We start from the raw sequence: 25,855 nt of genomic DNA, 5'->3' as shown, positions 1-25,855 counted from the left end.
CCCCATGGACACGCTTACCCGCCTCGAGGCGACCATTGCCGAACGCCGCAAGGCCGATCCCGATACCAGCTATGTCGCGCAGCTGACCCATCGCGGCCTGGCGGTCATGGTACGCAAGCTGGGCGAGGAAGCCGTCGAAACCTGCGTCGCAGCGCTTGCGGGTAGCCGCGAGGAACTGGTCGGCGAAGCAGCCGATGTGCTGTTCCATTTAATGGTACTGCTCGCCGAAAAGAATGTGCCCTTGGCCGACGTCATGGCCGAACTGGACCGGCGCGAGGGCGTGTCCGGTATCGATGAGAAAAACTCGAGGAGCGAATAATGCCGATCGACCCGACCCAACCATATGACGATGACAATATCTTCGCGAAAATCCTGCGCGGCGAGATCCCTTCGTCCAAGGTTTACGAAGACGAATGGGCCTTTGCTTTCGAGGACATCAATCCGCAGGCCGAAGTGCATACGCTGGTGGTCCCCAAAGGGCGCTATGTCAGCTGGGACGATTTCAGTGCGAAAGCCAGTGCGGAGGAAATCGCCGGTTTCGTGCGCGCGGTCGGCAAGATCGCGCGCGACAAGGGATTGGTGGAGCCCGGTTACCGAATGATGGCCAATGTCGGCGCGCATGGCGGGCAGGAAGTGCCGCATCTGCATGTCCATATCTTCGGCGGGCAGCCGCTCGGCCCGATGATCGCCAGATAGTTTCGCCGCGCGAGAATCTCGTTTCACCGCCGTTCATGTTTTCGGAGTGAAAGGCGGCTTTGCAGCGACTCTCCGCTGCGCTAGAGCGCCTTTCGCATGTCCTTGCCCAATCCCCCCGACGGAGTACTCGATGGCGACCGGCATCTCTATGCCGTGCGCGCCTATTACGAAGACACCGATCTTTCGGGCATCGTCTACCATGCCAATTACCTTCGCTGGTTCGAACGCGCGCGCTCCGACCTGCTGCGCCGCCTCGACATCGATCAGCGCGCCGCAATCGAAGCGGGCCTCGGCGCTTATGCACTGTCCGAGGTCAGCCTCAGATATTTGCGGCCAGCCAAGCTCGATGACGATATTGTCATCGAAACCCGCTGTACCGAACTTAAGGCCGCGTCCTGCCGGATGCACCAGAAGGCGTTCCGCGGAGAAGAATTGCTGGCCGAGGCACATTTGCGCGTCGGCTTCGTTTCACCCGGCGGACGGCCTATTCGCCAGCCAGAAGAATGGCGCGCGGCTTTCGCGCGCTTCGTCCATTCGACAGAGGATTGATGACCACACTTTCCCTTCTTGCCATCAGTGCGCCTACCCGGCTCGATCCGGTGCAATTGTTCCTCGATGCCGATATCGTCGTCCAGGCGGTCATGGCCGGCCTGATCCTTGCCAGCATCTGGGTCTGGGCGATCATCGTTTCGTTCAGCCTGCGTATGGGCAAGCTGAAGCGCGCGCAGCTGACCTATGAAAGCGAGTTCTGGCAGGCGGATCATTTCGATCGCTTCATGTCCGAGCGCGGCAAGAGCGATATCCCTTCCGCCCGCGTGGCGCAGGCGGCGGTCAGCGAATGGCGGCGTTCGACCAAGAACGAGGTGCGCGACCGCGAGGCGCTGCGGGGCCGGATCGCCGCGGCGATGGACAGCCAGATCGCGCAGGAGGGCGACGATATCGCCGAGCGGCTGAACTTCCTTGCCACGGTGGGCGCGGTCGCTCCCTTTGTGGGCCTGTTCGGCACGGTCTGGGGCATCATGAACAGCTTCTTCCAGATCGGCGCGCAGGAAAGTTCGTCGCTCGCAGTGGTCGCGCCGGGTATTTCCGAGGCGCTGTTCGCCACCGCCATCGGCCTGTTCGCCGCGATTCCCGCGGTGATCGCCTATAACCGGTTCAGCCATGCCGTGGAGCGGTTCGAGACGCGGCTCCACCGCTTCGCCGACAAGCTGCACGCCAGCTTCAGCCGCCAGCTGGAGCAGCGCTGACATGGCGATGACTCTCGCTTCCGGGAAAGGAACAAGGCGGCGTCGCGGACGCGGCGGGCGGCGGCCCATGGCCGAAATCAACGTCACGCCCTTCGTCGATGTGATGCTGGTGCTGCTGATCATCTTCATGGTTACCGCGCCGCTGCTGACTGCGGGCGTGCCGATCCAGCTCCCCGACAGCCGCGCCAACGCGCTGCCGCAGGAACAACAGCAGGTATCGATCAGCATCGACACCGAAGGCTATGTCTATATCGATGACAACCAGGTTCCGGTGGGCGAATTGCCGCAGGCGCTTGAGGTCATCCCGCGCACGGGCGAAGGGCCGGATATCACACTGCGCGCCGACCGCGCGCTCGATTACGGGCGCGTGATGGCGGTCATGGGAGAACTCAACCGCGCCGGACTCAACCGGATTTCACTGGTGACGAATGGCGGACAATCGGCTCCGCCGGTCAACCGCGGTTCAGAGTCCGGGGAATAGCCACGGTCCCATGTATAGCGCAGGCATCAGGAGCGAAGAACGCACAGGTCTGATCGTCGCCGTGGCGCTGCACCTTGCGCTGCTCGCCGCCATGGTAATCCAGGCTCTGATGCCCGCGCCCGAAATCGAGCGTACCGAAAGGATGACAGTCAACCTCGCCGAAGATGTCGGTATGGAGGCGACCGCACCCGATCCTGTGCCGGAAAGCCGGGCGGCCATCGCGCCGACTTTGTCCGACACTCCCTCGCCTTCACCGGAAATGCTCGACGCGCCGAGCGACCCGGTGGTCGAACGACCCACGCAGCGCGTACAGTCGCCCGTGCCCGTTCCTGCCCGTGAGGCCCGCCCGCAGCCTCGCCGCGAACAGCCGCGCGAGCGCAGCCAGCCCAGACCGTCCGAACGCAGCGGCGGTTCGCGCATCGGTAGCGACTTTCTGGCAGGCGCCGGTGGCAGCACGACCACTGACGAAACCCGCACCCCCGCCTCGCAGATTGGTGCAAGCGCGAAGGCCTCTCTGGTTCAGGCCATCGCCCGCAAGATCAAGCCGAGATGGCAACCGCCAAGCGGACCCGATGTTGATGCAATCACCACCTTCCTCCGTTTCCGTCTCAACCCCGACGGTAGCTTGGCGGGTCGACCGCAAGTAGTCCGGCAGACCGGCATCAACGACACCAATCGCGCGCAAGCGAGCCGCCATGCCGAACAGGCCATCCGGGCCGTACAACTTGCCGCCCCCTTTGATGATCTGCCACCCGAGTATTACGAGGCGTGGAAGAACATCACTTCGTTCAGCTTTGACTGGAAGCTTGCCCAATGAAAAAACTGATCTTCGCAACTCTCGCATTCGTCGCCAGCCCACTGGCGGCGCAGAACCAGGATCTCGGCGAACCTGTTCCGGAAGGGCAGGAGGTCGAGACGATCGAGCAGGAGGAGGGTCTGTCGGGCTCGGTCAGTTTCGAGGGCAATCTCGACGATCTTGGCATCGCCATTCCCGCCTTTGCGACCGATCGCAACGCCGCCACGCCTGCCAATGCCAGCGGCACCGAGGCGCTGGGCGTTGAACTTGCCCGGGTGATAACCGCGGACCTGCGGAATAACGGCCTGTTCAAACCGACGGGGCCGGATTCGCTGCCCAAGCCGAGCTTCGAAAACATCACCTCCCCCGTGTGGTCGACCTGGGGCGTGCGGGGCGCGGAAATGCTGGTGCACGGCTATGTCCGCGCGCGCAGCGACAACCGGCTGACCGTGGGCTGCTATCTCTACGACATGGCGCTGCAGCAGCGCCTCGTAGCCGAAGGTTGGGTCGTAGCGCCCGCCGACTGGCGCCGTGCTGCACACAAATGCGCCGATCTCGTCTATTCGCGCCTGACCGGCGAAAGCCCGTTCTTCGACAGCCGCATCGCCTACATCGCGGAAACCGGCCCGAAGGATAACCGGACCAAGCGGCTCGCCATCATGGACAGCGACGGGGCGAACCACCGCTTCATCACCACCGGACGCTCGACTGCGCTAACCCCGCGCTATTCGCCCGATTACAGCAAGCTGGTCTATCTCAGCTACGTCGACGGCAATCCGCGCATCTACATCTACGATATTGGGAGCGGCCGCCAGCAACTGGTGACACAGAGCGACAATCCGACCTTCGCCCCGCGCTTCAGCCCTGACGGGCGCTGGATCCTCTATTCCATGGCGGTGAGCGGCAATACCGACATCTATCGCGTTTCCACCAGCGGCGGACAGCCGCAGCGCCTGACCGATGGCGCCAGCGTGGACGTTGGCGGGTCCTATTCGCCGGATGGCAGCCAGATCGTGTTCGAAAGCGACCGTTCGGGTGCGCAGCAGTGCTACATCATGAATGCCGACGGTTCGAACCAGCGCCGCATCAGTTTTGGCGGTGGCCGTTGTGCGACGCCGGAGTGGAGCCCGCGCGGCGACCAGATCGCTTTCACGCGGATCGCGGGCGATTTCAACATTGCCGTCATGTCGCCGTCAGGCGGCAATGTCCGCACGCTCACGCGTGGCTGGCAGGACGAAGCGCCGACCTGGGCGCCCAATGGCCGGATCATCCAGTTCTTCCGGACGCAGCGTAATACCGGCGATACTTCGCTCTGGCAGGTGGACCTCACCGGTGAGAACGAGCGCCGCCTGCCGACGCCGGTGGATGCCTCGGACCCTGCTTGGGGACCGATCCTGCCGTAAGAACATTGTTCTATCCGTGGGGACGGATGAAACGGGGGCCAAAGACAAGTTCAACCGCTGTTTATAAGGGGACAGCCTGATGAATACCCGTATTGCTACTACAGTGATGCTCACTTCCGCGCTTGCGCTGGCAGCATGCCAGAAGAAGGCCCCGGAAGAGATTCCGCCGCCGCCGGCCGAAACCACGACGCCTACGCCTACGCCCAGCTCCAGTGGCCCCGCCGTTGGCAGTATGGAGCATTTCATGCAGGCAGTCGGCCAGGCGAACACCACCGTCTATTTCGATACTGATCGTTACAACATCGATGCGGAAGACAGCGCCAAGCTGCAGACCCAGGCACAGTACTTCAACCAGTATCCCGATGTCCGCTTTACCATCGAAGGCCATGCCGACGAACGCGGAACACGCGAATACAACCTCGCGCTGGGCGAGCGTCGTGCCAATGCCGCGAAGAACTACCTGGTCTCGCTGGGTATTCCGGCCAGCCGGATCCGCACGGTCAGCTACGGCAAGGAACGTCCGGTGGCATTGGGGTCGAACGAAGCCGCTTGGGCCCAGAACCGCCGCGCCGCCACCGTCACGATCGACTGATCGCCAATAGGAAAAAGCCCCGGTTTCGGCCGGGGCTTTTTGTCAACTTGCAGCGCTCGTCAGCGCGAAGCGTCGAAGCCGATCGGTGGCGCCCCCGCGACCTGATGGGTATCGTTCGCGGCCCCGAAATTCCCAAGGCCCGAAACGAGCGCGAAAGCAGCCATGCTCAGCACGGCGACAGTGGCGGAAAGGGTAAGTTGCTTGCTCATGGTGGTCTCTCTAAGGAGGGATCATGAATGCTTCGTTGCAATGCAACACAGCAAGGTATCTTCCCTTCCCACGCGCTTGCCAATAACGCCAGCATCCCTAGATTGAGAGCCATGCCCGCTCGACCGACGACATATTTCGCGACCGCTTGTGCCTAAGGCTCGTCGCTCGAACGACTGGGGCTTTCCCCGCTGGCGCGGCTATGACGAGGGCCGCGAGGCGGCGACCGTACGCCTGTGCGACCGGCACGGTTGCGAGGAAAGAGGCGATTGCCCCGCGCCGAAATCACCGAACACCCCCGAGCGTTGGTATTTCTGCCAGAAGCACGCGGCCGAATACAATTCGAAGTGGGATTATTTCGAAGGACTCGACAAGGCGGAAAAGGCCGCGCGCACCAAGTCAGAGCAAGCGGAGAACGCCGGCTATGCCGAGGCCCAGCACTATGGCTGGGGCGGTTCGGGCGACGGGTCTCGCAGCGCCGACGAAATGCGCGCGCTCGAAATTCTGGAGCTCGAGGCCGACGCGGATTTTGTTGCGGTCAAGAAGGCCTGGCGTGTCAAGGCGAAGGCGGTCCATCCGGACGTCAAGCCGGGCGACAAGGAAGCAGCCGACCAGTTCCAGAAATATCAGGTCGCCTACGAGGTGCTCAAAGCCGCGGAAGAACGCCGCGAATGGAAGGGATGAGCGCAAACTGTCGCATTGTATAAATGCGACATTAACCCTTTCTTGCGGCTTTCCCGGCAAAAGGGAGGAGCACACCGAGGACCCGAAATGCAGACGCGAACTACAAACCGCCAGGGCAGCGATATAGTGCTCGATTGCCGAGTGCCGATCCAGCGTGCGCGGGCAATCCTGTGCGATATCTCGCTCACGGGTTGCCGGATCGAGCTGTTCGACGGCTTTGTGAACAAGGGCTCGACAATATTTTTCGAACTCGATGATCGGAACGAGCTGGCTGGTCAGATCGTGTGGGTTAAAGGCAATGAAGCGGGTGTTCGCTTCATGCACAAGCTCAGTCCGATCGCGATGGATGCGCTCGAACTCTGAATTCAGATAAGGCGGTTCATGATAGCCGCCGCCAAGCGTTTCCCGAGCTGCGGACCCTGTTCGGGGTAAAGATATGGTTCGATCGCCTCCGCCTCCATCACCGCCAGTTTGCCTGAAGGCAGCCGTGCCATATCGATGCGGCAATAGAGCAGGTTGCCGAAGGGCAGGGTGCTCACAACGGCTTGGGCTTGCGCAAGATCTGCCGGTTCGGGTGCGTAGTCGCTCTCATATCCGCCGAAGAGCGACTGAATTCGGTATTCACCTTCCGCGGCACGCTTGAGCACGCCATGACTGAACTGCCCATCGACGAACACGAAGGTGTATTCGCCCTCCTCGACCACGCTGGGCAGGAATGGTTGGATCATGCAGGGGCGGCCCATGCGCCATCCCTCGTCCGGCAAGGCGGCTCTCGTAAAGCTGTGCTGCCCAAGACCGCCAGCACCCACCTGTCGTTTTACGACCACGCGGTCGGTGCCAAATTCGTCCATTGCTGAGAGCACTTCCGTGCGCGCTGCATCGCCGAGCCAGAGCGTCGGGATTATGGTCGCACCGCGCTCTTCCAATTCGCGGAGATAACGTTTCTCAGCGTTCCAGCGGACCACGGTCGGCGGGTTGCAAACTAGGGTGCCGCGAGCCTCGACCGCCGCCAGCTTATCCAGGAACTCCTCGAGATGGTCCTGATAGTCCCACGCCGTTCCCAGCAGCGCCAGTGCGAGCCCGTCGAACTCGTCAAGCGAGGCACGCCAGTCGATCTCTACTAGTTCCAGCCCCGCGTCCTCGAATGCAGGCCGCAGCGCCGCGACCTCGACATCGTGCTCGAACGCGTCGCCCCGCCGCGCTCCCTCGCCCGGCAGGGTATCTGCACAGGCGAGGAAACCGATGCGTGTCAGACCGCCTCCAGCGCCTGTTCGAAATCGGCGATGAGATCGTCGGCGTCCTCGATACCGATCGAGATGCGCACAAGGTTGTCCGAGATTCCAAGTTCCGCACGGCGTCCTTCGGCAACCGAAAGGTGCGTCATCGATGCCGGGTGGCTGGCCAGCGTTTCCGTGCCCCCAAGGCTGACCGCCAGCTTGGCGATTTTGAGGCTGTCGAGGAAACGGAAGCATTCCGCCTCGCCGCCCTTGAGCAGCAGCGAGAAGGTCGAGCCCGCACCGAGGCAGTGACGATCATATATGTCCTGCTGGCGCGCGTCCTTGATCATGCCGAGATAGCCGAGGCCTTCGACCTTGGGGTGCTTCGACAGGAAATCGCAGACCTTGGCGGCATTCTCTCCTGCACGGCTCATCCGCAGTTCGACCGTTTCGAGGCTGCGGCAGAGCATCCAGGCGGTGTTCGGATCGCAGATGCCGCCCATGGTGTTGCGCAGCATGCGCACTGGATCCATCCACTTCTTGGCGCCCGCAATGGAACCAGCGACGAGATCCGAATGGCCGCCGACATATTTGGTCAGCGAATAGACGACGATATCCGCGCCATGCTCGAGCGGACGCTGCCACAGCGGGCCGAGGAAGGTATTGTCGATCGCGATTGGGCAATCTTCGCCCAGCGCCGCGTTGCGGGCATCGCGCACGGCTTCGATATCGACCAGTGCATTGGTCGGGTTACCCGGGCTTTCGAGATAGACCATGCAGACCTTGCCACCTTGTTCGTCCGCCTGCTTCCTGGCCTTTTCGAGCACGGCGTCGATCTGTTCGCGCGTCGCGCCTGCGGGAAAATCGACATAGGTCACGCCGAACTTGGCGAGGATCTTGGCGACGAAGCCTTCCGAGGCTGCATAGAGCGGACCGGAGTGGACGATCACGTCGTTCTGGCTGGCATAGGCCAGCATCAGCACGCAGATCGCGGTCATGCCGCTGGAGAAGCTGAGCGCATCCTCCGCGCCGTCCCACACCGACAGGCGATCCTCGAGAATTTCCTGGTTCGGCGCGTTGAAGCGCGAATAGACGAGGCCATCCGCGCCGCCCGGACGCTTGCCGGTGATGCCTTCGAAGTGACGCTTCCCGTCGGCCGCGCTGGGGAAAGCAAATGTCGAGGTGAGGAAGATAGGAGCTTTGAGGCTGCCTTCGGACAGCACCGGGTCGAAGCCATGGCCCATCATAAGTGTGCTGGGCTTTAGCTCGCGCCCGTTTATCTTGGTGACTTCGGGCTTGGGTGCCATGCGCGGCGAAGTAGGGTCGATATCGTGGTCGCTCATGGTGAGAGCATCCTTCCTGCATATCGCTCCCAGGAAGGCGGGAGCCGTGAGAACTGGCCAGGGCGCCCGTTCCTAACCTCCGCAGGAACGCCTCTCCACCGGCAGCCGATATGGGCCTGCCAATATGGCGGACGCGAACGGGAATCAACTGCCTGCTCAGACCAGCGCGCCGATCCCCCAGACCACCCCGACGATCATAAAGATGCCTGCCAGGTCGAGCAGGAGACCCGCCTTGACCATGCGCTCGATACGGATACGCCCGGTCGCCCAGGCGATGGCATTCGGCCCGGTCCCGGCGGGCAGCATGAAGCCCCAGCTGGCGGCGAGTGCGGCAGGCATGGCGAGCAGGATCGGATCAACGCCGAGCGCTACCACCAGCGCGGCGACAACGGGAATGATCCCGCTGGCCGTGGCGACATTGCTGGCGAATTCGGTGATGAGAACCACCATCGCCACGACTGCCAGCGCAACGAGCAGCAGCGGCCAGCTTTCGAGCGGCAGAAGCGCCTGCCCCAGCCAGTCGGCCAACCCGCTTGCACCCATGCCCGCCGCGAGCGCGAGACCGCCGCCGAACATCATGATCACGCCCCAGGGTGCGCGGTCGGCCTCTTTCCAGAGGAGCAGCGGCCGTCCCGTCCCGTCGGGCAGGAGGAACAGCATCAATCCCATGGCGACGGCGATTGTCCCGTCGGTCAATGAGCCATCGGGCAGGTAGGGCGCGATCCACATCTGGCCCATCCACAGTGCAAAGGTCACTGCGACCACTGGGACGAGCCGCTTTTCCGCGCTGCTCCAGGCCGTATGCGTGTCGATTGCGCGGCGCGCTGTCTCCGTATCGAAGGGATGCGCCGCCACCTTCTGGACCCGCGCTACCAGAAATGCCGCCAGCGGAACGCCGAGAATCACGACCGGCAGGCCGTAGAGCGTCCACTGCGCAAAGGTGATGCGCGTGCCGGTCATCGTGTCGAGCAGACCTACAGCGATGGCGTTGGTCGGCGATCCGACCAGCGTGCCGAGTCCGCCGATGCTGGCGGCAAAGGCGATGCCTATGGGAAGTGCTCCCGCCAGCCCCTCGGTGTCTCCCTCAGGCGACCCGCCGCTGGCTAGGACCGCCATTGCCATCGGCATCATGATGAGCGCGGTGGAGGTGTTGGAAATCAGCATGGAAAGGATTGCGGCCGTCATCATGAAGGCCAGCAACACGCCCGCCTGCCCGCGGTGGCCGGCCATCCTCAACAGCGCGAGCGCAAGCCGCCTGTGCAGCCCGGTGCGCTCGATGGCGAGCGCGATGAAGGCCCCGCCAAGGATCAGGAAGAGGATGGGCGAATAATAGGCGCTGGCCGTCTCCCGCGCATCCATCACCCCGGCGAAGGGCAGGACGAGGAACGGCATCAGCGCAGTGGCGGTCAGCGGCAGCGCCTCGGTCATCCACCAGGCCGCCATCAGCACGACGAGGCCCGCAACGATCATCGCCTCGCGGCTCATTCCGGCGGGCGTCGGCACTAACAGGCTTGCCAGCAGCGCCAGTGCGCCCACGCCCAGTCCGATACGCTTGGCGGTCATCCCTCTCTCCCCTGCCGTGCTGCTAGCAAGCGGGGAAGGCGAGGGCCAGTGCGTCCAGTCGAGCGTTACGCTGTCGATATTCCAGCGCAGTTGCTGTTCGGTGGCGCCGGGTACATCGTTGATCCGCCGTAGCATGATCTGCCCCTCGTACCGCACGTGGAGTCCGTCGGGGTCTTCGGCCGTAATCGTCGCGCGGCTGGTGTAGTAGGATGATCCGAGAAAAATCAAATAAAATGAAAACCGGGAGCGCGGCATATGTGTTCCTGCCTCGACTCACAGCACGTGGCCTGGCAACCTCTGGGATGGTCGCTAGTCGATTTCGGGCGCGGTTTCCTCGGCCGAGATCTCTTCACCCGTTGCCGGCGACAGGACGATCACACGACCGCGCAATTCGCCATCGCGGAGCAACTGCTCGATCTTCTGCTGACGCTCACCAAGGAGGCGCGCAATCGAGGGGCTGATGCGCGTATCCTGTGGCATGCCTCCCAGTTCGACATAACTGTAACTCGGTTCCTTTTCCCCACCGGCCAGATCGGCGACCGTGTCTTCATAACGATTTATTTCAAACTCCCCGCCTTGCGCGAGGAGGCTCGAAACTTCTGGTGCGGCGTGTTCTGCAAGATGTGCACGCAGGTCTTCATCCATACGCGGGAAGTAGAAGGGGGCTGCTTCCTCGTAGATTTTCGACACGCTGATATTCTTGCCGAAGCTCTCAAGGCCGCGCAGCGAATTGACGAATTCACGCGCTGAGCTGCCTAGAAGCTCGGCCAAATTCTCCCCTGTGTACGCTCTTCTCTGGATAGAAGGGCCTCCGATGTCCCCTCGGAAGAAGCCATAGATGACATCGGGATCGTTCCAGTTGGGAAACACGATCCGAGTACGGATGTCGTGCGGGCTGAGGGCGATTCCGTCGACGGTCAGGACCTTCGCGTGGTCGAGCGGAGTTTGTCCGGGGCCGAATTTGGGCAGCGAAGGGGACTTGACCGGGTAGTTGATCGCGATCTGTTCGATGACCGCGACGTTATGAAGATTCATCCAGTAGGCGAGCTGCTCGTTCCGCGGCAGCGACGCAATATCGATTTCACTCCCGAGCCGCTCCAGATCTTGCCGGTATTCGGTCAAGGGCGTGATGTCCTTTTCCTCGAGCATGGAAAAGACAATTCGGTTGCTCTCCAGCCTGTAGCGTGAGGTGTGGCCCCAATTCATCCGTGATCCAATGATGGGATCGGGATTGCGTGACCCGTCGCGCGTCGAAGGCCACATGCGCAACACCATGTATTCTAGCGCCGTATCGAAGAACGAGTATTCGAACTTGGTCTCTTTGCCCGACGGTCGGGGTACGAAACGATCAATAGCATCGCCTGTGGTGGGACTGCTCGCCGGCTTCGCGCCTCCCTGTTGTGCATGGAGGGGCAAGGCGCAGGCGAAGCTTGCAAATGCGCCGATTATGATGATCGAACGGAAAATCATGGCTCTATCTGTCCAAAAATTCAGAATGGCTATCACGATGAATTTTAGAAGAATAATTACACCGATGCCATGTACTTTGCCGAGCGAATGGTGTTATCCGTCGAATACAAGCAACGGATAAATCCTTAAATCTGCTATTCTACAACACCAACGGGGCGAACACTCGCGTGCCGCCCCGTCAAACTCATTGATTACCTGCCTTGCCTACTTCGGCGCGAGCACCATTACCATCTGGCGGCCTTCGAGGCGCGGGAAGCTCTCGACCTTGGCGGTCTCTTCCATATCGTCACGCACGCGGTTGAGCAGGTCCATGCCCAACTGCTGGTGCGCCATTTCACGGCCGCGGAAGCGCAGGGTGCACTTCACCTTGTCGCCATTGTCGATGAACTTGTGCACGTTGCGCATCTTCACATCGTAATCGTGATCGTCGATGTTCGGGCGCATCTTGATTTCCTTGATATCCTGGGTCTTCTGCGTCTTGCGCTGCAGGTTGGCTTTCTTCTGCGCTTCGAAGCGATACTTGCCGACATCGAGGAATTTGCACACCGGCGGGTCCGCGTTGGGGGATACTTCGACTAGGTTGAGGCCAAGCTCGTTGGCCTGCTCGGTCGCTTCGCGGGTGTACATCACCCCCAGGTTTTCGCCTTCGTGATCGATCACGCGGACCTTGGGGACATTGATCATGTTATCGTAGCGCGGGCCGCTTTTCACGGGCATTTGCATGCTGCGCCGGGGTGGACGGGCTATGGGGTATTCTCCTTGGTTACGTCTCTATCGAATGTGAAGATGTAGGCGCTGTTCCGCAGATTCGCAAAGGGGAAGGCAATCATGCGCGCTGATTTCTCCGCATCCGTTGCCATCACGCAGCGCGGGACCAAAGGTTGAAGCGGGTCAACCTGCCTTTTGCGGGCACGACTGCATCGATTCGCTCGGCCGGCTGGAGCGCCTCTAAAATAGCCGGATCGGCGGCATTCATCCCGCCGGTGTAAGTACCGAAAGCAGGCAGGATCATGCGCCCGGAAGGGTTACCGCCAGCGTCTTCATTCGTGCTCACCACTGCGCAGGGGCGGCGGATGTGGCGGCGATGGACGGTGAGTTGCAGGCGCGGGTGATAGTGCCCGGAAAGTTCGGGCCGGGTCTCGCCCCGCTGCGCGCGGTGGCGCAGGATCGTGCCGCCGATCTCCAGCTCCTCTGCCAGAGTCCCGCCGCAACGCACGTCCATGTCTGGATCGTGATTGCCGGTGATCCATACCCAGTCGACCGCCCTCGTAAGCGCCGAGAGCATTCCCGCAGCATGCGGTTCAAGCCGTGCGGACCCCTCCGAATCGTGGAAATTGTCGCCGAGGGTAATGACCCTGCGCGCGCCGGTTTCGCGGATGGCGAGTGCCACGCGCTCCAGCGTTTCGCGGCTGTCGTAGGGCGGGACCATCTGCCCGTGACGGGCGAAAAAGCTCCCTTTCTCAAGGTGCAGGTCGGCCACCAGCAGCGCCTGCTCTCGCGGCCAGTAAAGCGCACGACCTTCGGTGAGGAGCCATTCCTCTCCTGCGAACGAAAGGGGAACCATGCATCGCTATTGCCGCTTGCGCGCTACAATGGCAAGGGCTTCTCGCATGACCGATTGGGCCGATCAGACAGAACAGGCGCGTGGCTGGTTCGAAACCCTGCGAACACGCATCTGCACAGAGTTCGAAAGCATCGAGCGCGAAGCGGGCAGCGATGCCTCGTTCCAGTACGATGGCTGGGACCGCGAGGAAGAGGGTAACGATGATCCCGGGGGCGGCACGCGCGGCCTGATGAGGGGCAAGATATTCGAGAAGGTCGGCGTCAATGTTTCGACCGTTCGCGGCAATTTCGCGCCCGAATTCGCCGCCTCGATAAATGGCGCCAGTGCAGAAAACCCCGGCTTCACCGCTACCGGGATCAGCCTCGTCGCGCATATGGCCAATCCGCATGTGCCCGCGGTCCATATGAACACGCGTTTCCTGACAACGCAGTCTGCGTGGTTCGGGGGCGGGGCCGATCTCAATCCGCCGATTCCCTATGAGGAGGACACCGAGGAATTCCACGCCCGGTTCCGCGCCGCCTGCGCCGCGCATAACCCGACTTATTACGACCGGTTCAGGAAATGGGCCGACGACTATTTCTACATTCCCCACCGCGGTGTGCATCGCGGAGTAGGCGGGATTTTCTACGATCACCTCGAATGCGATGACGAAGCCGCTTTCGAGCGGAATTTTGCCTTCACGAAGGAGGTGGGAGAAGCCTTCCTCGACATATTCCCGAAACTGGTGCGTCGCAGGATGGACAGTGAATTTACCGATGCCGAGAAACGCCAGCAGCTCGAATGGCGCGGTCGCTATGCCGAATTCAACCTCGTCTACGACCGCGGGACGTTGTTCGGGCTCAAGACGGGCGGCAATATCGATGCCATCCTGATGAGCCTGCCCCCCGAAGCGACGTGGAGCTAACCACGCAGTTGCGCGCTATGCCGTCATGATTCACGCCCTTCGCGATCCGGTGCGATTGATCCCGCTGCTGTTTCTGGCAGCGATTGCGCTTGGCACCATCCTGCTTATGCTTCCCATCGCGAGCGCCGAGAGCGAGCCGGTGCCGTTTGTCACGGCCTTGTTCACTTCAACTTCGGCAGTCGCCGTGACCGGACTCGTAGTGGTCGACACCGGAACCTATTGGTCCGGTTTCGGGCAGGTTGTGATCATGGCGCTGTTTCAGATCGGCGGGCTGGGCATCATGACGGCGGCAACCTTGCTGGGTCTCATGGCAGGACGCGGCTTCGGTCTGCGTGACCGGATGGCAACCCAGGTCGAGCGTAGCCGCCTGAATCTTACGGGTACAGCGTCGCTTCTGAAGCTTATCCTGCGGATCACAATTACGGTGGAACTGATACTGGCAGTGATTCTCGCGCTCCGCTTTGCCACCAACTGGGGTATGAACGCGGGCGAGGCTGCATGGCACGGACTTTTCCACGCGATCAGTGCCTTCAACAATGCCGGATTCTCGACCTTCTCGGACAGCGTCATGGGTTTCCAGGACGATGGTGTCATCCTGGTACCGATAGCGCTGGCGGTGATCGTCTCGGCGCTCGGCTTTCCTGTGATGGAAGACTGGCGCGTTCACGGGCGGCACTGGCGACAATGGACGCTGCATTCGAAGATGACGCTGGCTGGCACGCTGATGCTCCTGCTGTTAGGCTGGCTGGCGATAATGCTCATGGAGTGGAGCAATCCCGATACGCTCGGGCCGATGGCGACCGGAGCCAAGCTGCTCAACGCAGGGTTTCATTCGGTCATGCCGCGCACCGCCGGATTCAATAGCCTCGATCTCGGCGCTTTCCGCGAGGAAACGCTGGTGGTGAATTACGTACTTATGTTCATCGGCGGCGGCAGCGCCGGCACCGCTGGAGGCATCAAGATTACGACATTCCTGGTGCTTCTCGCGATCGTACTGGCAGAAGTCCTGCGGCGACGCGATGCGGGCATGTTCGGCCGCCGCTTCGGCCATGCGGTGGAGCGGCAGGCTCTGACCGTTGCCTCGCTCGCATTGCTCATGGTCTTGTGTGCGACCATGTTCATAACCTCGATCACGCGGCTGCCCTTGCAGGACGTATTGTTCGAGACGATCTCCGCCTTCGCCACCGTCGGCCTGTCGACCGGCATCACCGCGCAATTGCCGCCGTCGGCGCTGATCGTGCTGGCGATGCTGATGTTCATCGGCCGCGTTGGAACCATTACCGCTGCGACCGCGCTTGCCCTTGGCGGAAGCGATCGCCCATATCGTTATCCCGAGGAGAACCCGATTGTCGGTTGACCCACGCAAACCCGTCCTCGTCATCGGTCTTGGCCGTTTCGGCAGCGCCGTCGCTGCCACTCTCGAACGTATGGGGCACGAAGTGCTCGGCGCAGATGCCGATGCTGAAATCGTTCGCGAGCACAAGGATGCGCTCACCCAGATCGTCGAAGCTGATTGTACCGAGATCGAAACCCTGCGCCGACTTGGAGCGGCTGAATTCGATACTGCCATTGTGGCTATCGGCTCCAATGTGGAGGCGAGCCTGCTGGCGGTACTGGCGCTGGTCGATCTCGGTCTGCCAAATATCTGGGCCAAGGCGACGAGCGACCGACACGGCCGTATTCTGGAGCGCACCGGGGCACATCACGTCGTCTTTCCCGAACAGAAAATGGGCGAACGCGTCGCACACCTGGTCAACGAACGCCTGCTCGATTTTATCAGCTTCGACGGCGAATTCGCGATCGCCCGCCTGAAAGCGCCCGAGCCGATCATCGGCCTGCCGCTGGTGACGAGCCAGTGCCGCAAGAAATTCGACGTGACCGTGGTCGGCGTGAAGCGGGCCGGCGAAGATTTCATCCATGCCGTGCCCGACACCATCATCATGCCCGACGACGAGCTGGTGGTGTCGGGCCGGATCGACCGGATCGAGGCCTTCTCCGCTATTTCAGTGAGCTGACGGCTTTTACTTTTTCGGTGCGTAAACGCGCACCCAGTCGACCAGCATTTCCACCTCACCCCGTTTCACCGCATTGACAGTTTCCTGGGGAACGCCGTTATAGGGTTCCTCGATGCGGTTGGTTTTGAACGGGTATGCACCGCCCATGGCGAAGTTGAGAATGAGGTACTTCTCGTTGTCGAAGCGCCATTCGCCGTAGTTCTCGACCATGGGGCGGGTCACCCGGTAGATGACGTGGCCGTCGATCAGGAAGTCGATCTGCCGGTTGGTCCATTCGACTGCATAGGTGTGCCACTGGGTCACATCTACGCCTTTGGGGAAGAAAAACTTGTTCACCAGCGGGGTCTCGCCCGAATAGCCCGGGCCGTGCAGCGCAACGCCGATCCAGTCCTTCTCGCCGACATATTCCATGATGTCGATTTCGCCCGTGTCCGGCCAGCGGTCGTTGCCCAGAAGCCAGAAAGCCGGCCACACGCCTACGCTGTCGGGCAATTTGATCCGCGCTTCGGCGCGGCCGTGCTGGAAATCGAACTTGCCCTGGCTTTCGATCCGGCCGGAAACGAACGGCGCATTCCGCTCGGCCTTGGTGTCGGCACCGGGCTTGAACACGGGACGCAACACCAGAGCGCCGCCATCCGCCCCGTGCACATCGCTGCGGAATGCGATGGTCGAGGGATCGTCTATATAAGCCTGCTGCTCGTTGTTCACCCAGAAGTCAGGACCGATAACGATCCACTTGTCACGGTCGAGCGCCCCGCCGTTGAATTCGTCGGCGAACAGCAATTCACGCTCAGGCGCGACCGCTTCGGCCAATGCTGCGCCGGCATCTGCCTGCTGCGCGTACAATGTGCCCGTGGCGCCCAGCATCAGCGCGAATGACAGGGCAAGGGTGGAAATCCGGATCATAACAGCCTCTCCGCCATTTATTGTTAACGTTCCCATGCCTTATTTCCCCGTACATTGCCAGAGGCTGCGGACGATTTCATCGCCAGCACTGGATTACGGTGCCGGGATCGTCGATAGGGCGGCCCGCGTATAGTCCGTGCCGGGGCATCCTCCGGCCTGAAGACAATCCGGGAGAATTCCATGCGTCGCACCATCACCGTCCTGTCCCTGCTGCTTGCCACAACCGCCTGCGCCACGTCGCCGACGGGTTCCAGTCCAGCAACGGTTGCCGATCCGATGGTCTCTCCCATCCTCACCGGGTCCGATGCTGTCGACACAATGACCTATGCCCAGCCGCAGGAAGCGCGCGCGACGCATGTGGCACTCGATCTCGCCTTGGACTTCGAAGCGAAGCGTGTCGGCGGTGTGGCTAACCTGCGGGTGCTGGCCGAGCCGGGCGAGGAGGAACTCGTGCTTGATAGCAATGGTCTGCAGATTTCGCGCATCACCGACGGTTCGGGATGCGAGCTTTCCTACGAGATCGGCGAGTCAGTTGAAGAAGGCGGCAAGGGCGCGCCCCTGACGATCCAGCTGGAAGGCGCGCGCAATGTCAGCATCCAGTACATGGCACCCGCCGATGCGGCAGCCCTCCAATGGCTGACCCCCGAACAGACCGCTGGCGGCGAATATCCCTATCTCTTCAGCCAGGGTCAGGCGATCCTCAACCGGACATGGATACCCACGCAGGACAGCCCCGGAATCCGGCAGACGTGGGAAGCACGCGTCACCGCCCCCAAGCCGCTCGATGTGGTGATGAGCGGAGTGCGACAGGGCGAACCGGAAGATCTGGGCAATGGTCGCCGCGCTTTTCGTTTCGTGATGGACAAGCCGGTGCCGCCTTATCTCATCGCCATCGCGGCAGGCGATATCGATTTCCAGGCAATAGGTCCGCGCAGCGGTGTCTGGGCCGAACCTTCGGTTCTGCAGCGCGCCTATAACGAAGTCGCCGATACCGAAGAGATGATCGATGCGGCGGAAGAGCTTTATGGCGAATACCGCTGGGGACGCTACGACATGATCGTACTGCCACCCGCATTCCCCTATGGCGGGATGGAGAACCCGGTTATGACCTTCCTCACACCGACCTTCATTGCGGGTGACCGGTCGAACAACGGCCTCGTCGCGCATGAGCTGGCGCATAGCTGGTCGGGCAATCTCGTCACCAATGCAGTGTGGGAAGACAGCTGGCTGAACGAGGGCGTGACCTCTTATTTCGAAAACCGCATCGTCGAGGCGGTTTATGGGGAGAAACGCGCTGAGCAGGAAGCCGCGCTGGCCTTTGCGGGAATCGAGGACGTGCTGGCCGAAGTCGGCATGGATGCGCCAGGCACTGCGCTGCACCACGAATCCACCGGTGCCGAAATCGGCAGCGCGATCACCTATGACAAGGGCCACTTCTTCCTGCGCACGGTGGAAAGCATCGTGGGCCGCGAGCGGTTCGATGCGTGGCTGCGCCAGTGGTTCGACAACCACGCATTCCAGCCAGCGACCAGCGAGCTGTTCTATGACGACATGATGGCGAACCTAGTCCGCAACCAAGCAGAGGCCGACCGGCTGATGCTGCGCGAGTGGATCTTCGAACCGGGTCTCCCGTCCAATGTCGCGCGGCCCGATCCGGCGGCCTTTGCCGAAGTCGATGCTGCGGTGAGGGATTACCGCATGATCCTTACTGCGGGACTCGATCCTTCGACCGGATCGGTACGCCCCGGGGCCAAAGGGCACCGACTGGAAACCCCGTCGGAATGGGAACAGTGGACCTCTGCCGAAAGGCAGCGCTTCCTCCAGCGCATTCCGAAAGAGTTGAGCGCCCGGGAGCTTGAAAATCTCGACGATAAGCTGGGGCTTTCGAATTCGCAGAACAACGAAATCCTGTTTCTCTGGCTCGAACTGGCACTGGCCAACCGCTATGAACCCGCCGTTCCGCAAACCGAGGAATTCCTAGGCCGCGTCGGTCGCGCCAAGTTCGTAAGCCCACTTTTCGCGACACTGTGGAATGAGGGTGAGTGGGGCCGACCCATCGCCACGCGGATCTACACGGAAACCCGCCCGACATACCACGCGGTGACGCGCGGCGCGGTCGATCGGGTGATGGGAAGAAGCGAATAGTCTCACCCGCTCTTTTGCATTGCAAAAAGAGGCGCTTTGCCCCCATCTTAAACAACAGATGCTGCGCCAGTACGAACTCGTAGAGCGGGTCCTCGAATACGACCCCGACGCCGACGAGGCGATGCTGAACCGCGCCTATGTCTATACTGTGCAGAAGCATGGCACACAGACGCGCGCCAGTGGTGATCCGTATTTCAGCCATCCGGTCGAGGTTGCCGGCCTGATGACCGATCTGAAGCTCGACCAGGAAACGATCGCCACCGCGCTGTTGCACGATACGGTCGAGGATACGCTGGCCACGATCGAGGATATCGAGGCCAATTTCGGCCCCGAAGTCGCGCGGCTGGTCGACGGGGTGACCAAGCTCTCCAAGATCGAGCAGATGCCCGAGAACGAGCGTGCGGCGGAGAACCTGCGCAAGTTCCTGCTCGCCATGAGCGAGGATATACGTGTGCTGCTGGTGAAGCTGGGCGACCGGCTGCACAATATGCGCACGCTCCACTTCATCAAGAAGCCCGAAAAGCGCCAGCGGATCGCGCGCGAGACGATGGATATCTACGCCCCGCTGGCAGAGCGCGTGGGTATGTATGAATATATGCGCGAGATGCAGCTGCTCGCCTTCGAGCAGATCGAGCCCGAAGCCTACACTACCATCACCAAGCGCCTGCAGCAGATCCGCGAACAAGATGGCGGGCAGGTCGATGCCATCGCTCTCGACATGAAGCATGCGCTGGCTGAAACGGGCCTGCATGTGGAGGTTTCTGGCCGCGAGAAGCATCCCTATTCGATCTGGCGCAAGATGGCTGAGCGTCACGTCAGCTTCGAACAGGTAACCGACATCATGGCCTTTCGCGTCATCTGCGACGATGTGGCCGATTGCTACCGCGCGCTGGGTGTTCTGCACACGACGTGGCAATTCCTGCCGGGCAAGTTCAAGGACTACATCTCGACGCCCAAGACCAATGGCTATCGCTCGCTTCACACCTCGCTGATTTATGGCAAGTCGATGCGCGTGGAAGTGCAGATCCGCACGCGGGACATGCACCAGACCAATGAATTCGGCCTTGCCGCGCACTGGGCTTACAAGCAGGGCGACCGGCCCGATGGCGCGGTCGGTTGGCTGCGCGACCTGATCGAGATCGTCGATGCCAGCCACGATGCCGAGGAACTGCTCGAGCATACGCGCATGGCGATTTATCAGGATCGCATCTTCGCTTTTACGCCAAAGGGCGCGCTGTTCCAGCTGCCCAAGGGCGCGACCGCGGTCGATTTCGCCTTCGCGGTGCACACCGATCTCGGCGCGCAGACGGTGGGTGCGAAGATCAACGGGCGGCACATGCCGCTGCGCACGCAGCTCAACAATGGCGACGTGGTCGAAATCCTGAAAGGCAAGAATGCCGAGCCACAGATGAGCTGGCTAGGCTTCGTCATCACCGGCAAGGCCCGCGCCGCCATCCGCCGTGCGGTACGGCAGAAGGAACGCGCCGAGGTCGCCGATATCGGGCAGAAACTCTACGACGAGATCGTCACTCGCGTGCCCGCCAAGATCGGCAAGAAGGCGCTGCGCGAGGCGCTCAAGCGGCTGGAAATGGAAGAGCCGGAAGATCTCTTCTACGCCATCGGCGCGGCGAAGATTTCCGATCGCACCGTGATGGAAGCGCTCGTTCCCGGCTCGACCGAGGATATGGCCGAGGAAGACGATGAGTGGCTGCGCAGCGGCAAGTCGCTATCGATCCGCGGACTCACACCCGGCGTCGGCTACCAGCTGGCCGAATGCTGCCACCCGGTGCCGGGGGACCGGATCGTCGGGCTGCGCAAGAAGGGTGAGGGGGTGGAGGTTCACGCGATCGATTGCCACCAGCTCGCCACCGGTATCGACAATGACTGGCTCGATTTGAGCTGGGGGCGACGGTCGCGTGGCGCTGTCGGCCGGCTTGGTGTTACGCTTTACGACCGGCCGGGCACGCTCGCCGAAATGGCGGGGATCTTCGCGCAGAACGCGGCCAATGTGAAAAGCCTGGAGCAGACCCAACTCGATCACCCGTTCACGACTTACGAGGTCGATCTGGAAGTACAGGACCTTGCACACCTCACCCGCATCCTCAGCGCGCTGCGTGCCAGCGATGCAGTGGCGCAGGCAGAGCGCGCGTGAGCCTGATCACCGGCATCCACCACGTCCAGTTCGCCATGCCGCACGGCGGGGAACCACATGCGCGCAAGTTCTGGACCGGGGCGATGGGATTGCGGGAGGTCGAGAAGCCCGCGCATCTCGCGGTCAATGGCGGATGCTGGTTCGAGGGCGAGGGCATCGCGATCCACTACGGGGTCGAGGACGCCTTCCTGCCCGCCCGCCGCGCGCATCCCGCGTTGCTGGTCGAAAACCTCGGTGCGCTGGCGGCCAAGCTGGAGGCTTCGGGGGTTCCTTTCAAACCGGGCAAGCCGCTCGACGGTTATCGCCGAGGCGACATCGCCGATCCCTTCGGCAACCGTATCGAACTGATGGAAAGGCTCTAGGCGCGGGTCTGTTTCAGGCTCGGACTATCACCTTTCAACGCGTCTGACCGGCACCGGAATGTTGCAGATGTCTGCGCCGCCCGCGGGCACGATGAAGAAGGGATCGCGGCGGTTGGCACGGGCTTCGGCATAGCGAGCGAAGGTCTCTCCCTCGGTGGAGAGGTATTCGAATTCCGGGCGTGTTTGTCGGCCTACCGCTTCGCTACTAGAGGCCGTTCCCGCTTCAGGCAGGTCGCTGGCCACGCGGACCGAGAGTATCGGTGTGCGCTTGTCCGCCTCCTCCGCTGTGTAGAAGCCTAGCGCGCCCGAACCGCGCGGGAGGCTGGAGAGGTGTTCCATCCCCTCCACGATCCGCCCGACCAGCGCGATATTACGGTCCAGATGGCGCGGGGCATGACCGATCACCGTGTAGAGTTCGGCGCCCGAACCCGTATCTGGTGACATTCCGCGCCCGACGCCGACCATGCCGTAGCAATGGACGGGCCAGAAGCCGATCGGTGCGCCTGCGAAGGGCCAACCCCAGCGAAAACCAGTAAATTGTGCATAGCTATCGGACTGATATCGGCCGACTATCTCATAGCGATTGTGCACCGGATCAAACCTAGTAGCTTCGGGATTGGAAGCAATTGCTTTTGCGTATCGATGAGCGAATGCCCGCACGGCCCGGTTAAGTTCGCTGCCTCCAGGTGTTTTCCGCAAAGTAGCATAGTCGCTCTCATCCATCACCCTCAGCCCTTCAGGCAGCGGCTTGGCCTCACCTTGAGCCTCAGGATTGTCGTAATTGGGATCGCCCCACTGGACGACGTAATTGTCCTGTACACGGTTGACGGTGATATCGTCATACCATCCGGCGCGGGCGAGGGTTCGGATGTTCTCCACCCATCCCTGGCTGAAGGGTTCGGGCATCAACTGGATTACCACCCTGCGCGCGTTCCCCTCGGCATCAGGAGCAAGCGTCATCACCAGCAGGTCTTCAGCGGGGATCGCGACCCACTCCTCAGCGCCTGCCTGCTCCACGATCTCGTTGGGACTGGGCGGACTTTCGACGGTTTCCTGTGCGGCAAGAGGCGAGCCAAGGGTGAGCGCTGCTGCCAGCGAGATCAGGTGCTTTTTCATGGAGAAGGAGCTTGGCACCGCCTGCGCAAAAGAAAAGCCCCTTCACGCACGTTTTTGTGGGCGGGAAGGGGCTCTGTAACGGTGTTCGCAGGGAATGCCATTCCGCGCAGCACCGCAACTTGGGGGGTGTAAATCCGAAACGCCGCTACGCAGGATCCGGTTCCCGCCCGCCGATAAAATTCCTGCGCCTGCGCGGTGCCCGCCTTGTCGCTGTTGCGCACCCTGCCAAGTCCCGCTAGAGGCGCGCCTTCCGGGAATGCGGAGCAGTGGCCGAGTGGTCGAAGGCGCACGCCTGGAAAGTGTGTATACGGTAACCCCGTATCGAGGGTTCGAATCCCTCCTGCTCCGCCACCCACCCCCAGCACTAGTCTCTGCTTTCAGGGTATATCCGCTTCGCCGCGGAACAGGCGGTTTTGCGCTACCTATTTTGAACCTTCGTCATCATTTGCCGCGTCTCAGGCATCGTATCAGGGAGTTTCCTCGCGCGCCGTCTCCGGGCGTATCGCCATCGGTGCGGTTTCCCTGCTAAGCAGGCAATTAACAGGGAAAAACGTCAATTTGGGCGCTGAATCAGGCCAAATGGCGGATTGTCGCGCGCATCCGATTTAAAGAAAGCGTGTAGTTTCAGCAGGTTGTGGTGGGGCCGGGAGGCGTTTCCCTGTTATTCGCCATAACAGGGTATTAAATCGACATATCAGGGGGCGATTTCGACCCGATCAGGCGGCCTAATCGACGGAACAGGTTCTCACGATGTTGGGTATCCGAGCGCCGCCCGCTGCTGAGACCAGGCGAGCGGTACTTCCAGCGTCTTGAACGTTTGCAGGTTCAGCGATGCGGGTTGGCGGCCCTGAAGAATATCGCTTTGGATGTCTGGCGATAGAAATGCGAGCCGGACGATGTTGCAGTGATAGCGCGAGGCGGGACTTGCCTGCATGCTGGGCAGGCCACGATCCCAATCAACCATTGCATGCGCGTTGCGCAGGGCCGCGATCAGAACCGGATCGGGATGCGTATCATCCTTCCTGCCCATGGCCACTGCGCGCTTTCCGCCGCGGAGCGGAAGAGCGAGTGGGACGAATACAGCACCGCTCTTCCTGTCAGAATGAACCAGCCTCTCGCCCTCCGAGATACGCGACGCAACCGCCACTGGATCGATCCCGGTGAGCTCGATCACGATGCCGTCGGTCGAAAGATGGATCTGCGTGATCCTCTCGAAGTTCGCATCGCTCGAACCCATCCATCGCGAGGTCGCCTCGCCAACGATGCGCTCAATGGCTGGGGCGGGAAGTCTTCGAACCGGACCGTCTTCGCTTGCCGACGAACCTTGCTGCAGCGAGGCGGATACATAGTACCGATAGGACTTGCCCGATTTGCCGCGCGAGAAAGTTGGCGACATGGGTTCTCCGCTCGCATCGAACAGCTTGCCGGTCAGAGGCGCCCTCGCGATCCGTGTCTTGGAGCGCTGTCGACTGCGCCGCGCATTGGCGGTGAGCTGCTCCTGGACCTGATCGAACAGTGCGGCCGCAACGATCTCGTCGTGCTGGCCATCATGAACTTCGCCTTTATGGACAATCTGACCGAGATAAATGCGGTTGCGCAGGAGGTGGAACAGCGCACCGCGACTGAACGGCAATCCTCCGGTGGTCTTGCCCTTCTTCGTTACTTGGACCTTGGAGAGATGTCCCTCCTCTTCGAGATCATGCTGCAGGGCATGGACCGAGCCGAGTTCGAGGTAGCGCGCAAAGATATGCCGAACGAGTTCGGCTTCTCTATCGTTGACTTCCAGCTTGCGGCTCTCCTTCTTAGGCAGGTCGTAGCCGAGCGGCAGAATGCCGCCCATCCACATGCCACGCTTCTTGGAAGCGGCGATCTTGTCGCGGATGCGCTCGCCGGTTACCTCGCGCTCGAACTGCGCGAAGGAAAGGAGGACGTTGAGCATCAGGCGGCCCATCGAGTTAGTTGTGTTGAACGACTGGGTCACCGAGACGAAGCTGCAATCGGCTTTTTCGAACACCTCGACAATCTTCGAGAAGTCGGTGAGCGAGCGGGTCAGGCGATCGATCTTGTAGACGACCACGACGTCGATTTTACCAGCAGCGATGTCTGCGAGCATCGCCTGCAGACCCGGTCGCTCCATCGTGCCCCCCGAGAACCCGCCGTCATCGTAATGTTCGGGTAGCAGCGTCCAGCCTTCGCTGGTCTGGCTCAGCACATAGGCCTCGCTTGCGGCGCGCTGCGCATCGAGGCTGTTGAAGTCCTGGTCGAGACCCTCTTCCGAGCTCTTGCGCGTATAAATCGCGCAGCGGAGTTTCTTGAGCTTCTCAGCCATCAGCCGTCTCTGAGGCCGAAGAAGCGCGGACCGTTCCACCGCGAGCCCGCGATTGCGGTTGCTGCGGCAGACAGGCTTGGGAAGATACGATCGTCCCAGCGAAAGCCTTCTTCCTCGACGACCACGGTCACTTCGCGGCCCTGCCAGTTGCGGGTCAGTTTTGCACCGACACCAAGGTGCTTGCCTTCGGCTTCAATGGGCCCCGAGCGCGCAAGAGCCCGGCGCGTCGTAGTGTCAAGCCCGCCCATCACCTCGGCCTGCACGCGCCAGCTTACAAGCTGGCGCATGATCAATGTGGACTGCAAGAGGGGAGGGACGCCGTAACGTTCCCTCCAGGTTTTGCGTAACGCTTCGAGACCCATCCCTTCGATCTCGGACACGAGGTGCTCCACAACGCTGCTCATGCTGCCTTCCCAGCCCGGTAGCGGCGCACGCCGTCGGTCTTCTCCGAGGCAATCGTCAGCCCGCGCTTCTTAATCGCGCCTGCCATTGCACCGCGCACCGAGTGCGACTGCCAGCCGGTCGCTTTCATCATCTCGGCGATGCTGGCACCGCTTTTGCGCAGGAGCATCTTCTCGAGCTGATCGAGCTTGGTCGGGGTCTTGGTGGTCATGGTTCTTCTCCAGTTGTGCGGCGACAGAATGTCACCGCTACCCAGAGAAG

At 61.6% G+C, this 25,855-nt stretch carries 28 protein-coding genes and 1 tRNA gene; 17 read left to right on the top strand and 12 right to left on the bottom strand.

Translation table 11 applies throughout. From position 1 onward, the window contains the following. The first annotated feature begins 4 nt into the window (after window positions 1-4). The 8 genes from K3180_RS02010 to pal all read left to right on the top strand — a co-directional run bounded on the left by K3180_RS02010 (window position 5) and on the right by pal (window position 5,215). On the top strand, window positions 5-319 hold the full coding sequence (locus K3180_RS02010; protein ID WP_221537969.1) for a phosphoribosyl-ATP diphosphatase: 315 nt from the start codon (window positions 5-7) through the stop codon (window positions 317-319). After that, window positions 319-696 (top strand): histidine triad nucleotide-binding protein, encoded by a 378-nt coding sequence (locus tag K3180_RS02005; RefSeq protein WP_221537968.1) that lies wholly within the window; start codon window positions 319-321, stop codon window positions 694-696. The genes K3180_RS02010 and K3180_RS02005 overlap by 1 nt, the downstream gene beginning before the upstream one ends. 96 nt (window positions 697-792) lie before the next feature. After that, complete coding sequence (locus K3180_RS02000) at window positions 793-1,245, top strand: YbgC/FadM family acyl-CoA thioesterase (RefSeq protein ID WP_221537967.1); 453 nt, start codon at window positions 793-795, stop codon at window positions 1,243-1,245. Then, window positions 1,245-1,943, top strand: a complete 699-nt coding sequence (gene tolQ, locus K3180_RS01995) for a protein TolQ (protein ID WP_221537966.1) — start codon at window positions 1,245-1,247, stop codon at window positions 1,941-1,943. Before K3180_RS02000 ends, tolQ begins: the two co-directional genes overlap by 1 nt. A 1-nt stretch (window position 1,944) precedes the next feature. Continuing rightward, window positions 1,945-2,424 carry an ExbD/TolR family protein gene (locus tag K3180_RS01990; RefSeq protein WP_221537965.1) on the top strand — a complete coding sequence of 160 codons (480 nt, stop codon included), beginning with the start codon at window positions 1,945-1,947 and terminating at the stop codon, window positions 2,422-2,424. Between the two features lie 10 nt (window positions 2,425-2,434). Further along, entirely contained in the window at window positions 2,435-3,241 is an 807-nt protein-coding gene (locus K3180_RS01985) for an energy transducer TonB (protein WP_221537964.1), read from the top strand. Continuing rightward, the gene (gene tolB / locus K3180_RS01980) at window positions 3,238-4,623 is read left to right on the top strand and encodes a Tol-Pal system beta propeller repeat protein TolB (protein ID WP_221537963.1); all 1,386 of its coding nucleotides are present in this window, start codon (window positions 3,238-3,240) and stop codon (window positions 4,621-4,623) included. The genes K3180_RS01985 and tolB overlap by 4 nt, the downstream gene beginning before the upstream one ends. 79 nt (window positions 4,624-4,702) lie before the next feature. After that, the gene (gene pal / locus K3180_RS01975) at window positions 4,703-5,215 is read left to right on the top strand and encodes a peptidoglycan-associated lipoprotein Pal (protein WP_221537962.1); all 513 of its coding nucleotides are present in this window, start codon (window positions 4,703-4,705) and stop codon (window positions 5,213-5,215) included. 59 nt (window positions 5,216-5,274) lie between these two features. On the opposite strand, the gene K3180_RS01970 is transcribed toward pal, so the two are convergent. After that, complete coding sequence (locus tag K3180_RS01970; RefSeq protein WP_221537961.1) at window positions 5,275-5,424, bottom strand: hypothetical protein; 150 nt, start codon at window positions 5,422-5,424, stop codon at window positions 5,275-5,277. A gap of 148 nt (window positions 5,425-5,572) precedes the next feature. Between K3180_RS01970 and K3180_RS01965 the strand changes: the two genes are divergently transcribed. Together K3180_RS01965 and K3180_RS01960 are read left to right on the top strand one after the other, a co-directional pair. Beyond that, window positions 5,573-6,106, top strand: a complete 534-nt coding sequence (locus K3180_RS01965; RefSeq protein ID WP_221537960.1) for a DnaJ domain-containing protein — start codon at window positions 5,573-5,575, stop codon at window positions 6,104-6,106. Between the two features lie 87 nt (window positions 6,107-6,193). Next, window positions 6,194-6,469 (top strand): PilZ domain-containing protein, encoded by a 276-nt coding sequence (locus K3180_RS01960; protein ID WP_221537959.1) that lies wholly within the window; start codon window positions 6,194-6,196, stop codon window positions 6,467-6,469. Window positions 6,470-6,471: 2 nt separating this feature from the next. Here the strand turns inward: K3180_RS01960 and K3180_RS01955 are convergent, their stop codons facing one another. The 6 genes from K3180_RS01955 to pdeM all read right to left on the bottom strand — a co-directional run bounded on the left by K3180_RS01955 (window position 6,472) and on the right by pdeM (window position 13,263). After that, window positions 6,472-7,071 carry an ATP-grasp domain-containing protein gene (locus K3180_RS01955; protein ID WP_345719411.1) on the bottom strand — a complete coding sequence of 200 codons (600 nt, stop codon included), beginning with the start codon at window positions 7,069-7,071 and terminating at the stop codon, window positions 6,472-6,474. Window positions 7,072-7,355: 284 nt separating this feature from the next. Beyond that, window positions 7,356-8,666 (bottom strand): cystathionine gamma-synthase family protein, encoded by a 1,311-nt coding sequence (locus K3180_RS01950; RefSeq protein WP_221537958.1) that lies wholly within the window; start codon window positions 8,664-8,666, stop codon window positions 7,356-7,358. Window positions 8,667-8,822: 156 nt separating this feature from the next. Further along, window positions 8,823-10,229, bottom strand: coding sequence for an SLC13 family permease (locus K3180_RS01945; protein ID WP_221538071.1), 1,407 nt, complete (start codon window positions 10,227-10,229; stop codon window positions 8,823-8,825). Window positions 10,230-10,538: 309 nt separating this feature from the next. Further along, window positions 10,539-11,699, bottom strand: coding sequence for a DUF547 domain-containing protein (locus K3180_RS01940; RefSeq protein WP_221537957.1), 1,161 nt, complete (start codon window positions 11,697-11,699; stop codon window positions 10,539-10,541). Between the two features lie 204 nt (window positions 11,700-11,903). Next, a complete protein-coding gene (infC, locus tag K3180_RS01935) occupies window positions 11,904-12,422 on the bottom strand; it encodes a translation initiation factor IF-3 (protein ID WP_221537956.1) in 519 nt (172 codons plus the stop codon). A gap of 136 nt (window positions 12,423-12,558) precedes the next feature. Further along, window positions 12,559-13,263, bottom strand: a complete 705-nt coding sequence (gene pdeM / locus K3180_RS01930) for a ligase-associated DNA damage response endonuclease PdeM (RefSeq protein WP_221537955.1) — start codon at window positions 13,261-13,263, stop codon at window positions 12,559-12,561. 46 nt (window positions 13,264-13,309) lie between these two features. Between pdeM and hemF the strand changes: the two genes are divergently transcribed. Genes hemF through K3180_RS01915 form a run of 3 tightly spaced genes read left to right on the top strand, consistent with a single transcriptional unit; the run spans window position 13,310 to window position 16,182 of the window. Then, on the top strand, window positions 13,310-14,167 hold the full coding sequence (hemF, locus tag K3180_RS01925) for an oxygen-dependent coproporphyrinogen oxidase (protein ID WP_221537954.1): 858 nt from the start codon (window positions 13,310-13,312) through the stop codon (window positions 14,165-14,167). A 25-nt stretch (window positions 14,168-14,192) separates the two neighbouring features. After that, window positions 14,193-15,524, top strand: coding sequence for a TrkH family potassium uptake protein (locus K3180_RS01920; protein ID WP_221537953.1), 1,332 nt, complete (start codon window positions 14,193-14,195; stop codon window positions 15,522-15,524). Beyond that, the gene (locus K3180_RS01915; protein ID WP_221537952.1) at window positions 15,514-16,182 is read left to right on the top strand and encodes a potassium channel family protein; all 669 of its coding nucleotides are present in this window, start codon (window positions 15,514-15,516) and stop codon (window positions 16,180-16,182) included. The genes K3180_RS01920 and K3180_RS01915 overlap by 11 nt, the downstream gene beginning before the upstream one ends. A 6-nt stretch (window positions 16,183-16,188) precedes the next feature. On the opposite strand, the gene K3180_RS01910 is transcribed toward K3180_RS01915, so the two are convergent. Next, complete coding sequence (locus tag K3180_RS01910; protein ID WP_221537951.1) at window positions 16,189-17,088, bottom strand: glycoside hydrolase family 16 protein; 900 nt, start codon at window positions 17,086-17,088, stop codon at window positions 16,189-16,191. 180 nt (window positions 17,089-17,268) lie between these two features. Between K3180_RS01910 and K3180_RS01905 the strand changes: the two genes are divergently transcribed. From K3180_RS01905 to K3180_RS01895, 3 genes are read left to right on the top strand one after another with little or no spacing between them, the layout of a single operon-like run. Continuing rightward, a complete protein-coding gene (locus tag K3180_RS01905) occupies window positions 17,269-19,233 on the top strand; it encodes a M1 family metallopeptidase (protein ID WP_221537950.1) in 1,965 nt (654 codons plus the stop codon). Window positions 19,234-19,291: 58 nt separating this feature from the next. Next, on the top strand, window positions 19,292-21,385 hold the full coding sequence (locus K3180_RS01900) for a RelA/SpoT family protein (protein WP_221537949.1): 2,094 nt from the start codon (window positions 19,292-19,294) through the stop codon (window positions 21,383-21,385). Beyond that, the gene (locus K3180_RS01895; protein ID WP_221537948.1) at window positions 21,382-21,747 is read left to right on the top strand and encodes a VOC family protein; all 366 of its coding nucleotides are present in this window, start codon (window positions 21,382-21,384) and stop codon (window positions 21,745-21,747) included. The genes K3180_RS01900 and K3180_RS01895 overlap by 4 nt, the downstream gene beginning before the upstream one ends. 27 nt (window positions 21,748-21,774) lie before the next feature. On the opposite strand, the gene K3180_RS01890 is transcribed toward K3180_RS01895, so the two are convergent. Then, window positions 21,775-22,863 carry a peptidylprolyl isomerase gene (locus tag K3180_RS01890; RefSeq protein ID WP_221537947.1) on the bottom strand — a complete coding sequence of 363 codons (1,089 nt, stop codon included), beginning with the start codon at window positions 22,861-22,863 and terminating at the stop codon, window positions 21,775-21,777. Window positions 22,864-23,123: 260 nt separating this feature from the next. On the opposite strand from K3180_RS01890, the gene K3180_RS01885 reads away from it, so the two are divergent. Continuing rightward, window positions 23,124-23,214 (top strand) — tRNA-Ser (locus tag K3180_RS01885). A 394-nt stretch (window positions 23,215-23,608) separates the two neighbouring features. Here K3180_RS01885 and K3180_RS01880 read toward each other — a convergent pair. From K3180_RS01880 to K3180_RS01870, 3 genes are read right to left on the bottom strand one after another with little or no spacing between them, the layout of a single operon-like run. Then, window positions 23,609-25,192 carry a recombinase family protein gene (locus K3180_RS01880; protein WP_221537946.1) on the bottom strand — a complete coding sequence of 528 codons (1,584 nt, stop codon included), beginning with the start codon at window positions 25,190-25,192 and terminating at the stop codon, window positions 23,609-23,611. Beyond that, window positions 25,192-25,596 (bottom strand): DUF2924 domain-containing protein, encoded by a 405-nt coding sequence (locus K3180_RS01875; protein WP_221537945.1) that lies wholly within the window; start codon window positions 25,594-25,596, stop codon window positions 25,192-25,194. The genes K3180_RS01880 and K3180_RS01875 overlap by 1 nt, the downstream gene beginning before the upstream one ends. Beyond that, window positions 25,593-25,805 carry a DUF3489 domain-containing protein gene (locus K3180_RS01870; RefSeq protein WP_221537944.1) on the bottom strand — a complete coding sequence of 71 codons (213 nt, stop codon included), beginning with the start codon at window positions 25,803-25,805 and terminating at the stop codon, window positions 25,593-25,595. Before K3180_RS01870 ends, K3180_RS01875 begins: the two co-directional genes overlap by 4 nt. Window positions 25,806-25,855 lie beyond the last annotated feature (50 nt).

The sequence above is a fragment of the Qipengyuania huizhouensis genome, assembly GCF_019711635.1.
Lineage (GTDB): Bacteria > Pseudomonadota > Alphaproteobacteria > Sphingomonadales > Sphingomonadaceae > Qipengyuania > Qipengyuania huizhouensis.
This window is presented reverse-complemented; position numbering and strand designations above follow the sequence as displayed.